15 protein-coding genes are annotated in these 11206 nt (G+C 65.3%); 10 read left to right on the plus strand and 5 right to left on the minus strand.

From position 1 onward, the window contains the following. Positions 1-17: 17 nt before the first annotated feature. The 6 genes from AC3QLZ_RS14890 (at position 18) to AC3QLZ_RS14915 (ending at position 3541) form a co-directional block, all read left to right on the plus strand. Positions 18-635, plus strand: coding sequence for a methyltransferase domain-containing protein (locus AC3QLZ_RS14890; RefSeq protein WP_014236697.1), 618 nt, complete (start codon positions 18-20; stop codon positions 633-635). 129 nt (positions 636-764) lie between these two features. Then, the gene (locus tag AC3QLZ_RS14895) at positions 765-989 is read left to right on the plus strand and encodes a DUF3079 domain-containing protein (protein WP_014236698.1); all 225 of its coding nucleotides are present in this window, start codon (positions 765-767) and stop codon (positions 987-989) included. 540 nt (positions 990-1529) lie between these two features. Further along, on the plus strand, positions 1530-1979 hold the full coding sequence (locus AC3QLZ_RS14900) for a TIR domain-containing protein (RefSeq protein ID WP_083833943.1): 450 nt from the start codon (positions 1530-1532) through the stop codon (positions 1977-1979). 105 nt (positions 1980-2084) lie between these two features. Continuing rightward, entirely contained in the window at positions 2085-2474 is a 390-nt protein-coding gene (locus AC3QLZ_RS14905) for a hypothetical protein (RefSeq protein ID WP_043797937.1), read from the plus strand. 110 nt (positions 2475-2584) lie between these two features. After that, positions 2585-3082 carry a hypothetical protein gene (locus AC3QLZ_RS14910; protein WP_157870600.1) on the plus strand — a complete coding sequence of 166 codons (498 nt, stop codon included), beginning with the start codon at positions 2585-2587 and terminating at the stop codon, positions 3080-3082. 150 nt (positions 3083-3232) lie between these two features. Continuing rightward, a complete protein-coding gene (locus AC3QLZ_RS14915; RefSeq protein WP_014236699.1) occupies positions 3233-3541 on the plus strand; it encodes a hypothetical protein in 309 nt (102 codons plus the stop codon). 420 nt (positions 3542-3961) lie between these two features. On the opposite strand, the gene AC3QLZ_RS14920 is transcribed toward AC3QLZ_RS14915, so the two are convergent. The 4 genes from AC3QLZ_RS14920 to AC3QLZ_RS14935 all read right to left on the minus strand — a co-directional run bounded on the left by AC3QLZ_RS14920 (position 3962) and on the right by AC3QLZ_RS14935 (position 5798). Further along, the gene (locus AC3QLZ_RS14920) at positions 3962-4648 is read right to left on the minus strand and encodes a c-type cytochrome (protein WP_014236700.1); all 687 of its coding nucleotides are present in this window, start codon (positions 4646-4648) and stop codon (positions 3962-3964) included. Positions 4649-4760: 112 nt separating this feature from the next. Then, positions 4761-4925, minus strand: a complete 165-nt coding sequence (locus tag AC3QLZ_RS14925) for a hypothetical protein (protein ID WP_014236701.1) — start codon at positions 4923-4925, stop codon at positions 4761-4763. A 41-nt stretch (positions 4926-4966) separates the two neighbouring features. Then, the gene (locus tag AC3QLZ_RS14930; RefSeq protein ID WP_014236702.1) at positions 4967-5149 is read right to left on the minus strand and encodes a hypothetical protein; all 183 of its coding nucleotides are present in this window, start codon (positions 5147-5149) and stop codon (positions 4967-4969) included. 58 nt (positions 5150-5207) lie between these two features. Next, positions 5208-5798, minus strand: a complete 591-nt coding sequence (locus AC3QLZ_RS14935) for a malonic semialdehyde reductase (RefSeq protein WP_014236703.1) — start codon at positions 5796-5798, stop codon at positions 5208-5210. Between the two features lie 201 nt (positions 5799-5999). On the opposite strand from AC3QLZ_RS14935, the gene AC3QLZ_RS14940 reads away from it, so the two are divergent. The 4 genes from AC3QLZ_RS14940 (at position 6000) to AC3QLZ_RS14955 (ending at position 10678) form a co-directional block, all read left to right on the plus strand. After that, positions 6000-6668, plus strand: coding sequence for a response regulator transcription factor (locus AC3QLZ_RS14940; protein WP_014236704.1), 669 nt, complete (start codon positions 6000-6002; stop codon positions 6666-6668). Beyond that, the gene (locus AC3QLZ_RS14945) at positions 6655-7980 is read left to right on the plus strand and encodes a sensor histidine kinase (protein WP_050804283.1); all 1326 of its coding nucleotides are present in this window, start codon (positions 6655-6657) and stop codon (positions 7978-7980) included. The genes AC3QLZ_RS14940 and AC3QLZ_RS14945 overlap by 14 nt, the downstream gene beginning before the upstream one ends. Before the next feature lie 176 nt (positions 7981-8156). Beyond that, positions 8157-9908 carry a phosphoethanolamine transferase gene (locus AC3QLZ_RS14950; RefSeq protein WP_014236706.1) on the plus strand — a complete coding sequence of 584 codons (1752 nt, stop codon included), beginning with the start codon at positions 8157-8159 and terminating at the stop codon, positions 9906-9908. A 2-nt stretch (positions 9909-9910) separates the two neighbouring features. Continuing rightward, positions 9911-10678 carry a phosphatase PAP2 family protein gene (locus AC3QLZ_RS14955; protein ID WP_014236707.1) on the plus strand — a complete coding sequence of 256 codons (768 nt, stop codon included), beginning with the start codon at positions 9911-9913 and terminating at the stop codon, positions 10676-10678. Between the two features lie 146 nt (positions 10679-10824). Here the strand turns inward: AC3QLZ_RS14955 and AC3QLZ_RS14960 are convergent, their stop codons facing one another. Then, positions 10825-11142 carry a diacylglycerol kinase gene (locus tag AC3QLZ_RS14960; protein WP_050804357.1) on the minus strand — a complete coding sequence of 106 codons (318 nt, stop codon included), beginning with the start codon at positions 11140-11142 and terminating at the stop codon, positions 10825-10827. Positions 11143-11206: the final 64 nt, after the last annotated feature.

The raw sequence follows: 11206 nt of genomic DNA on the forward strand, positions 1-11206 counted from the left end.
ATAATCAGGAGACGCCCATGACCCAAGCCCCGTCCGCCAAGCCCGACCACCAGCGCCCGGAACTGCCCGACTTCTGGGACAAGCGCTTTGCCGCCGGCGCCACGCCCTGGGACCACGGCAGCGCCCCGGCGGAACTGGAGGCCCTGCTGCCGCCCCCCGCCTGCGCCACGCCGCCGCGCATCCTGGTGCCCGGCTGTGGCCACGCCCGGGAGGCCGCCTGGCTCGACCAGCGCGGCTGGGCGGTGACGGCCCTGGACTTTGCCCCCGCCGCCATCGCCGCCGCCCGGGAAGTCCTCGGCGAGTGGGGCGGCGAACTGCGCTGCGCCGACTTTTTCGATTTCCCCGTGGAAGCGCCCTACGACGTGGTGTACGAACGGGCCTTCCTCTGCGCCCTGCCGCGCAAGCTGTGGCCCGGCTACGGCCCCCGGGCGGCCGAACTGGTGCGCCCCGGCGGCTATCTGGCCGGCTTCTTCTTTTTCAGCGACGAGCCCAAGGGGCCCCCCTTCGGCATCGGTGCGGCGGAGCAGGAGGCCCTGCTGTCCCCCTGGTTCGAGCGCATGGTCGACGCGCCCGCCCAGGCCCCCATCCCGGTCTTCGCCGGCGGCGAGCGCTGGCAGGTGTGGCGCCGCCGCTAGTCTTCGCTGCCACTCTTTGCCGCCGGGTCGCCGGCGCCCCTTTTTGACCAGGATCAGGGCGTGGTCCGTATACCCGAGTAATCTACTGGGTTATGAACGGGCTGGTCCCGTCGTTTCCGGTGAATCCCCATGGCCAAGAAATTCCCCCTCCATCCCAAGCACCCCGAGCGCATCTGCTGGGGCTGCGACAAGTATTGCTCCACGGACAACCTGCAATGCGGCAACGGCTCCAGCCGCACCCAGCATCCGATGGAGCTGCTGGGGGAGGATTGGTATGAGCATGGGGATTGGGGGATTGAGGTGGACCAGGGAGAGGATGATCCTTCCGCTTCGGGTTCTGGTTCGGCGGTTTGAGGTTTGGGGATTGGTTGGGCGTGGTTTGTTGATTGACGGCTGGGTTCCGCCGTTGCCCGGCGGGCGTACTTTTCTTAACCGCTAAGAAAAGTAGCCAAAAGAAGGCGGACCCTCACCCCCGGCCCTGCGGGCTTCCCTGCGCTGCTCAGTCGGTCGGGGCGGCTGCGGAACTCGGCCCTTCGGGCCTCAGACAGTCCTCGCCGAATGCCCCCCGCCCGCCTTGCGCTGCTCGGCGGGGGTGGAAGGGGATGGAAAACCGGTGGTGTAGCGAACGCGATCGCATTGGTTGGGGGTGGTGGTTTAGTTACTTGGGATATGCGATTGGCAACTTTCTGTTGCGGTGTGGGTTTGCTGACGGTAACTTTGAGGCTGTCCGGTTTTACGGATTTTTAGCGGGGCCAGTAATCGGAAGGTTTGATGAATCCGTTGCAGGACAAGCGATTCGGCTGTCCGGTGTTCCAGGATATTGGACAGCCCCATTTTTATTGGACGTTTTTGTCGTCTACTACTAGTTAGGTTTTTTCCCCCTCCAATACCATCATGCCTAAAACCACACTGTTTATTGGATCATCCTCTGCTGCCCGCTCCCAAGCAAAAGCGGTCGTGAAAAAGTTTACGAGCGCAACCTTGGAGTTTCTGCCTTGGTGGGACGACGCATTCATCGCAGGTAGAACATTGCTCGAAGAGTTGGACAACATAAAAGACAAAGTCGATGGTGCAGTTTTGCTGTTCTCTCCCGAAGCAGAAAGTACAGTGCGTGGAAAGCCTGTCTGGACACCGAACCTGAATGTCTTGTTTGAGTTTGGCTATTTCTACGGCCACTTCGGAAAGGAGAAGGTGGCCATGATGAAGTACGGAGACTTTTACCTTCCTTCCGATTTCGGGGGCTACATACATATTTTCGGGAGTGAGTTTTTCAAACGTGGGGCTGTAGTTCAAGTCGGGAAAAGAACAACCCGAGAGTTCTCCAGTTGGGTCGCTAAGGTCTAAAAACCTAACATGGCGCTCAACCTCGCTCCTTTCAGTCGCTGGACGCTGCGCGATAAACCCGCGCAGCGCCGGTTAGCTCTACGTTAGCCCCCGGAGCCATCGCTCATGAGCCTCGACTTCATCCTCGTCAAGTACCAATCTCCCCCAAACTCGCTCTCCGAGCTTGAGGCCGATGAGTCCTTCGGTCGTGAGCAATACCGCGCTTTGGCCGAGAACCTCTTTGAGAGCATCCGGTGGCAAAGAGACGGAACCGGGAACACCAACAAAGACGGGGTGTTTGTCGAGTTGCACCCATCTGACGCTTCACTTTCTCTTTGGTGCCGTGGCGATGGCGATATCGTCGCACTCGTAAATGCCGTTGCACTTGCGGCTCACAGGTCAGACGTCGTGGTGATCGATGTTCAGTCCTCAGAACTCGTCGTCCCGGAGTCACCTTTGGCAGATCCAGCGTATGTTGAGTGGTATAGAAATGTGCTCGCAAATGCCGGGGGCTAACCCGCCGCTCCAGGGGATGCCCTGCCGACCGTGCCGGCAGGTTCCCTCCGGCCTTCAGCCTCCGGTCGCCCCTGAACTAGCACGTTATGCATTTCACTTGGTGACCGCGCATGGCACTTGAGACCATCCCAATTCAAGGTATTTGGCGTCTGCTTCGCTGGCTGCCGGGATTCCTTCTTCGCCGGTATTTCACGAAAGAGAAATTGTCGCAGTTGATCTATGTCGATCTTCGGCCTCGCCACAGTTCGGTGGTCGTTGATCTTGGTGAGTCAGCTTCGTTCTCTCTGTGGCTCATGGCCATCAATCTCTCGCCGTTCCCCGTCGAGTTGGATCGTGCTGGCTTTCGGTTCTGGCTCGGCGGTTCGACCATAGATGCGTCAATCCTGAAGAAACAAGTCATCGCCCCTGGCGAAGTGGCGTCTCTCTACATCAGCGGAGCAATTCCAGAAGGCCCAGCCAACCAGTTCGCGAGGCATTCTGGCAATCCAGTCGCCCTCGATGGAAATATTGAGTTCAACTGCAACGTTCGCTCCTTCGCAAAGACTGTCGGACATCTTGATGGCATTAACCCAATCATCCATAACGCGCATGTGCGAAGAGATGCATAACCCTTCAGTCGAGCGGGCCTGCGCGAAAAGCCGCGCAGGCCGCCCACTTCCACGTTAGGCCCATCTAGCTTTCGATTTGGCCCGCGCAAAAACTGAGCTATGGAATTCTTCCACCTGGCCGCCCCCCGATCGGCATCAGAGCTTGCTGTCATGGAAAGCATGCTGATCGCAAACCGGATTCCCTTCTATGTGCACAACCGCGGCTTTGGCGGTTTATATCCGGGAATGCAGGTGTCGCTCTACAACGTCCAGCGGGTCATGGTGCCAGTGGCATATGCGGAGGCGTCCATAGAACTCTTCGGCGTATTCCGTGAGGGCCACCAGGAGAGTTTTGTCTGCGCAAAGCTGGGTGTGCGGGACCGCTTGCGAGGCGTGGCTGAAGTGTTGTTGGGCGGCTGGGCCGTGCCTTTCCGGTATCGAAAGTTCTTGCCCGCCAACGACGAGTCGGATCGCCCCTGAACCTTCCACAACAGTAAGGTGGCTGGCTTGTCCTGAACGTTCTAGGTATCCGCCATTGGCCCTGTGCGGCGTCGAGCAACGGAGCTTGCGGCGGGAAAAGGGCGAGCACTGTCTGAGGCCGTAGGCCGAGTTGCGCAGCCCCCGCCGGAAGCGAGTAGCGCAGGGAACCCCGCGGAGCGGGGCGCCAAACCGGGCTCGCCTTTTCTTTGGTTACTCTTCTTTTGGCGAAGCAAAAGAAAGTAACCCGCGCGTCAGGCGCGGAACACAGCGCCCAAACACCCCGCCAAGCTTGAAGCGTCGACAAGGCCTCAAACCCACCTCGGCTACACCCCAACAAAAACGGCCCTCCCAGCCACCCCATGGCCGAAAGAGCCGTCCTTGCTGCCTCTCCGGCATGGAGCCGGAGGCAATGGGTCGTTCCTACTGCTTGTTCACTTCTTCCTGCAGCGCCGTCACATAGGCCATGATGTTCTGGATTTCCTCGGGCTTGAGGGTGTTGAGCACGCCCTGGGTGGTTTCCTCGTCGTGGGGGCGGTCGCCCTTCAGGTAGAGGTCCACCTGGCGCTTCAGGTATTGGGAATACTGGCCCACCAGGCGGGGGAACATGCCCCGGCCCTTGGCGGTCTTGCCGTGGCAGGCGGCGCACTGCTTCTGGTAGATGGCCTTGCCAGCCTCCACGTCGCCCGGTTCCCGGGGCACGATCATGACCTTTTCCATGGCCTGCAGGCGGGTCAAGGCGTCGTCCGTGTCCTTGAAGGTGGGGATGGCGGTGGGCAGTTCGATGCCGGCAACGTATTCGGAGACGATCTTCATGTCCTCGTGGGACAGTTCCCGCTCTTCGGTGTAGGGCACCATGGGGATGTTCACCCGGATGCGCTTCTGGAAGGCCTTCAGCTGGGATTCCATGTACTTGGCCTGCTGGCCGGCGATGCGGGGGTATTCGCCTTTCTTGCCGCCCTGGCCGAATTCGCCGTGGCAGGCGGCGCACGGGCCGTAGATTTCCTTGCCCCGTTCGTCGGCGTGGCCGGCCAGGGGCGAGAGCAGGGCGCCAAGGCCGGCGGCGAGGAGGAGGGAAGTGCGCAGGGAAGGGAGAAGCTTGGCGATCATGGGGCACCCGGAGAAATGAGCAGGGCCATTCTAGGCGCCGTCTCCGGGGCTGAAAATGATGCGGGTCAAAAGCCGGCCGCAGCAGGGCCGGCGCGGGTGGGGGAGGTCCGGCTCAGGAGCGGCGACAGGACTGGGGCACCTGGCCGAACTGGGTCAGGCGGCGCTCGCAGTCGCGCTTGCAGCCGGCACAGAGGTATTCCCGGGCCTGCAGCAGGAGCTGGTTGGCCTTGTCCAGGGCGGGGGCGGCGGAATGGCGGAGTTGAACTTGGTATTCCATGCTGCGGACCTCTTGGTGGAAGGTTGCCTGAAAACCGGGGATCAGACGCCCGCTTCCCGTTCCTCGCCGCCGCAAAAGTGCTGGCAGTGGGCCGGGCTGTCGGCGGGACGCAGGTCGAGACAGGCCGCACAGACGATGGTGCCGGGCCAGTCCTTGAGGGGAATGGCCTGGCCACAGGTGCCGCATGAGTGGGCGTGGCCGGGTGCGTGGGGCTTGGTCTCCATGGGGAGCTACCCTACGCGCGCCGGCGGCGTCCGGGTTTGATCTAGATCGAAAAAATGACTAAAGGATACGGGCGGCTTCGGCGAAGGGCAGGCGCGGTCCCCGGGGGTGGTTGCCGGCGGCATCGCCGTAGCCCAGGTTGATGATGAAATTGCTCTGCCAGCGGCCGTCGGGGAAGAACTCGGCGTCCAGCTTGGCGGCGTCGAAGCCGGACATGGGGCCCGCATCCAGGCCCAGCAGGCGGGCGGCGACGATGAGGTAGGCGCCCTGCAGGCTGGAATTGCGGAAGGCGGTGCTGGCGGCCATGGCCGGGTTGGCCTCGAACATGGGCTTGGCGTCGTAGGCCGGGAACTGGGTCGGCAGGTGCTCGTAGAAGGCCGTGTCCTGGGCGACGATGACGGTCACCGGCGCCGCCAGGGTCTTTTCCACATTGCCCGGGGAGAGGGACCGGGCCAGGCGGGCCTTGGCCTCGGGGCTGGTGACGAAGACGAAGCGGGCCGGCTGGGAGTTCATGGCGGTGGGCCCCCACTTGGCCAGGTCGTAAAGCTGTTGCAGGGTTTCCGCGCTCACCGGACGGTCGGCAAAGCGGTTGAAGCTGCGGGCGTCGAGAAAGGCCTGGGCCAGGATCTCGGGGGCGGCGGGAGATTTCATCGTTGATTTCCTTTCATGTTTTATCGTGGCAGGAGGGCCGGCCAGGGCCCAGCCTGAATGCCGACCATCCTAGGGCCCCGGGCCAGGGCTGAAAAGCGATAAGAATTGGCGGAACCGTTCAATTTTATTGAACGATTCGCCCGCTCGCCGTACGGCGGTCCGGGCGCCCTATAATGGGGCCCTTCCGCCACGGACAGCGCCATGCACATCCTCATCGTCGAAGACGACCGGTCCATCGCCGAGAACCTCTACGAATTCCTGGAATCCCGGGGGCACCAGTGCGACTACGCCGATTCCCTGGCGGCGGCGGGGCGCCTCCTGGCCGGCGGCAGTTTCGACTGCGCCGTTTTCGACCGCAGCCTGCCCGACGGCGACGCCCTCAGCCTGGCCCGGCGCCTGCGCGCCGAGGGCAGCAGCCTGCCGGTGCTGATGCTGACGGCCCGGGATACCCTGGAGGACAAGCTGGCCGGCTTCGACGCCGGGGCCGACGACTATCTGGTCAAGCCCTTCGCCCTGCAGGAGGTGGAAGTGCGCCTGACGGCCCTGGTGCGCCGGGCGGCGCCGCGCAAGGATGCGGGCGTGTGGCGCCAGGGGCCCCTGGAATACGACGCCACCTCCCAGGAACTGCGCCTGGCCGGCCAAGCCCTGCGCCTGCCGCCCAAGGCCCTGCGCCTGGCGGCCCTGCTGCTGCAGCAGCCGAACCGGGTCTTTTCCCGGCGGGAGCTGGAGATTGCCATCTGGGGCCACGAGCAGGAGGCCAGCGACAACCTGCGCAGCGTCCTGCACACCCTGCGCCGGGCCCTGGGAGAGGGGGCCGGGGTGGAAGTGGTGAACATTCACGGACTGGGGTACAAACTTGTCGCTCGCTAATCATTCCGCCGAGGAGCTGGCCGCCGACCGCCAGGCGCCCAGCATGCGCCTGCGCATCGCCCTGTGGGTGGCGGCCCTGGCCCTGGTCATCATCCTGGCCCAGTCGGTGGCCCTGCTCCTGATGTTCGACGAGATGGAGGAGGAGTTCATCGACAACCTCCTCACCACCCAGGTGGAACACAGCATCGAGCTGTGGCATACCTCGCCCGAGACGGCCTTCCCCAACACCCCGTCCATGACCCTGTACCGGCTCGAGCCCCACTCGCCGCCGGGCAGCGTGCCGGACAACCTAGCCCGGCTGCCCATCGGCAATCACGAGATGTTCGAGGGCGACAAGGAGTTCCACGTGGCGGTGCGGGAGGACGGCGGCGCCCGCTTCATCCTCAGCTACGACGTGGAGGAACACGAGGAGCGGCTCGATGCGGTGACGGCGGTGATCGTCACCGGCGCCCTGATCATCGGCGGCGTGGTGCTGGCCATGGTCTATGCCCTCTCCGGCCGCTTCACCCGGCGCCTGGAGTGGCTGGCCCGGCGGGTCCGGGGCGAGGTGCCGGAGGTGGGTAGTTACGCCCAGGCCGGCATGGAGCAGGAAGTGCTGGCCGTGGCCCAGGCCCTGGACGCCCTGGAGGCCCGCCAGGCGGAACTGCTGCAGCGGGAGCGAGAATTCACCGCCAACCTTTCCCACGAACTGCGCACCCCCCTCACCGCCATCCGCACCGATGCGGAAATGCTCAGCGCCGCCGGCGGCCTGCCGGAGGCCTCCTACCGCCGCTCCCGGCGCATCGTGGACAACACGGACCGCATCACCCGTCTGGCCGAGAGCCTGCTCATGCTGGCCCGGGAGACCCGGCCCCAGCTGCAGGACGACCTGCGCCTGTCCCTGGAAATCCAGTCCCTGTGGGAGTCTCTGGGCAACCAGTACGCCAAGCCGGTGCAGCTGGCCCTGGAGGTGCCGGAGCCAGCCCTGGTGCGGGCCGACCCAGCCCTGCTGCAGCTGGTGCTGCGCAATCTGCTGGAAAATGCCCTGCGCCACACCGAGTCGGGCACCATCACCTGCCGCCTGCGGGGCAGCGTGCTGGAAGTAGCGGACCAGGGGCCGGGCTTTGCCCCGGACGACCTGCCCCGGGTCTTCGACCGTTTCTACCGCCGCGGTCCCGGCGCCGGCCACGGTCTCGGCCTGGCCCTGGTGGCCCACGTCTGCCGCGCCTGCGGCTGGGTGCCGGCTGCCGCCAACGGCCCCGACGGCGGCGCCGTCCTCAGCGTGGATCTGGGGGCGTCCCTGCAGGGGCCGTCACCGGCTGCCGCCGCCTGAGTCCTCCTGCCGCCCGGGGGCTGCGCTGCCGCTCCCGGCGGGCGGCGGCGCCCCGGCGCCTCCGGCCAGGGGCCGTGCCGGACCTTTCCTCACACTTTCCTCACACTTCCCTCACCAGTCCCTCACGGGGCGGCGCCTAAAGTTGCGGCCAATTTCCCTCATCAGGTTGCCGCTCCATGGCCGTATTCGCTCCCGCCCCCGCTCTGGTGGCCAATCCTTCCGGACTGATCCTGGCCGGACTGACTCTGGTCAACCTGCTCCTGGCCTTCGCCTTCTGGTTCTACCAGGGCTCGCGCCAGGGCCTGAGCCGCTGGCGGCACTGGCAGCCGGCGGTGGGCGGCACCACCCTGGCGCTGCTCGGCAGCGTCTATTTCAGCCTGGCGGGCAACCGTCTCTTCTGGGAAGCGGCCATGGCCGGCCGGGACGGCGGCCAGTGGTCCACCTGGGGCTTTGCCGCCGCTCTGTTCATCTTCCTCAGCGCCATTCATTTCGTCCTGCTGGCGCCCCTGATGGGCCGCCGCACCGCCAAGCCGGTGCTGGCCCTGCTGCTGGTGGTGGTGGGCTGTGCCAGCTTCTACATGGAGAAGTACGGCATCTACCTTGATCCCTCCATGCTGCGCAACGTGCTCAAGACCGACGTCAAGGAAGCGGGGGAGTTGCTCACCTGGTCCCTCCTGCCCCACCTGGCCCTGGTGGTGGGCTTGCCCCTGTTGCTGCTGTCCCGGGTGCGCCTGCCGGAGGCCGGTCTCGGCCGTACCCTGGCCATCCGCGCCGGTTCCCTGCTGCTGGCCCTGGTTCTGGGCGGCGGGGCGGTGTTCCTGGTGTTCCAGGACTTCGCCTCCCTGATGCGCAACCACAAGGAAATCCGCTACCTCATCACCCCGGCCAACCTGGTCTATTCCCTGTCCCGGGTGGCCAAGGCCGAGGCGGCCCAGGGGCCGCGCCAGCCCATCGGCACCGATGCCGCCCTGGCAGCGGCCTGGAAGGGCCGCAGCAAGCCGGCCCTGTTTGTCATCGTCGTCGGCGAGACGGCCCGCGCCGCCAACTGGGGGCTCAACGGCTATGAACGGCAGACCACGCCGGAACTGGCCAAGCTCGACGTCATCAATTTCCCCCAGGTCAGCAGCTGCGGCACCAACACCGAAGTCTCCGTGCCCTGCATCTTCGCCCCCGTGGGGCGCCGGGATTACGACGAGGAGAAGATCCGCGGCAGCGAATCCCTGCTGCATGTGCTGGACCGGGCCGGCTTCAAGGTGCTGTGGCGGGACAACCAGTCCGGCTGCAAGGGCGTCTGCGAAGGCCTGCCCAACGACAGCCTGACCAATGCCGCCATCCCCGGCCTGTGCGACGGCGAGCGCTGCCTCGATGAAGTGTTGCTGCACAACCTGGACAAGGTGCTGGCCGACGACAAGGGCAACCGGGTGCTGGTGCTGCACCAGCTGGGCAACCACGGCCCGGCCTACCACAAGCGCTATCCGGAGGCCTACCGCCGCTACGCGCCGACCTGCGATTCCAGCGACCTGCGCCAGTGCAGCCGGGAGCAGATCGTCAATTCCTACGACAACGCCCTGCTATACACCGACCACATGCTGGCCAAGACCATCGACTTCCTCAAGTCCCAGGACAAGGATTACGACACGGGCCTGATGTACTTCTCCGACCACGGCGAGTCCCTGGGCGAGAACAATCTGTTCCTGCACGGCATGCCCTACAGCATCGCGCCCCAGGAACAGACCCGGGTGCCCATGGTGATGTGGCTTTCCCGTAACTTTGCCCAGGACTTCAAGGTCAATGTCTCCTGCCTCAAGGCCCGGGCGGCCCAGCCGGCCAGCCACGACAACATCTTCCATTCCGTGCTCGGCCTGCTCGACGTCAGCACCAGCATTTACGACGCCAAGCTGGACCTGGCCGCCGGCTGCCGGAGCTGACCATGGACAACGCCACCTCCTTGCCCCTGCCCGTGGCTGGCGTGCTGGAACGCCACGCCGGTCGCCGCTGGCTGCTGACCCAGGCCCTGCTGCTGGCCCTGCTGGCGGTACTGCTGCTGGCAGTATTCGAGAACACGGACCTGGACCTGGCCCTGAGTCAGCGGCTCTACGACCCGGCCCTGGGAGATTTCCCCATGCACCACCACTGGCTGTTCGAGCGGGTGCTGCACCACGGCATGAAGTATGCTTCCTACGCTCTGGTGTGCATCGCCCTGGTGCCCTGCTGGCTCGGCTGGAAGGGCGAGCTGGACTGGCTGCCCCGGCGCAATGCGCTGCTGGCGGCCCTGGGCATGGTGTTGATCCCCATCGGCGTTTCCCTGCTGAAGAGCCTGACCAACCGCCACTGTCCCTGGGACGTGCTGGAATTTGGCGGTTACGCGCCCTACCTGGGCCTGCTGGTGCCGGGGCCGACGGACATCAAGGCTGGCGCCTGTTTCCCGGCCGGCCATGCGGCGGCCGGCTTTCTCTGGCTGGTGTGGGGCGTGGCCCTGCGTCCGGCAGGCCGCACCTGGTCTCGTCTGGCCCTGGCCCTGGGGCTGGTCTTTGGCGCCGGCCTCGGCGTGGTGCGCCTGTTCCAGGGGGCCCACTTCCTTTCCCACGTGCTGTGGTCGGCCTGGTTCGCCTGGGCCCTCAGCCTGGCCCTGGCCGCCCTGCTGGGAGCCGACCTGAGGCTGCGTCCGGGCCGGGGTGGCCAGGAGCGGGTGGCCTGAGGGGCAGCAAGGACGCCGGTTTCGGGCCTGGCATCGCCAGGCGGCAATATCCATGCGCCTTCCCGGCCATGGTCCCCCGAAAAGCACAAAGGGCCGGAAACGGCCCTTTGTCGTTGTGGCGGCAGCCGCCGGCGCTGGTCAGGGCCTCACGGCCACAGCACCAGGGCCCAGACGGCGGCGGCGGTGGCCAGGGCGATGAGAACGGCGGCGCTGCCCAGGTCCTTGGCCCGTTTGGAGAGATCGTGGCGTTCCGGCGAGACCCGGTCCACCACTGCTTCCACGGCGGAGTTGATCAGTTCCACCAGCAGCACCATGAGGATGCTGGCCACCAGGGCCGCCTTTTCGAGGCCGCTCTTGCCCAGCCACAGGCCCAGAGGAATGGCCACCAGGGCCAGCAGCACTTCCTCGCGGAAGGCCGCCTCGTGCTGCCAGGCCGCCTTGAAGCCGTCCCGGGAATAGCCCATGGCGTTCCACAGCCGCTCCAGGCCGGTCTTGCCCTTGAAAGGAGAGGTGCTCACGGCCTTCTCC

The sequence above is a fragment of the Azospira sp. MPR-LB4 genome (genome assembly GCF_058809525.1).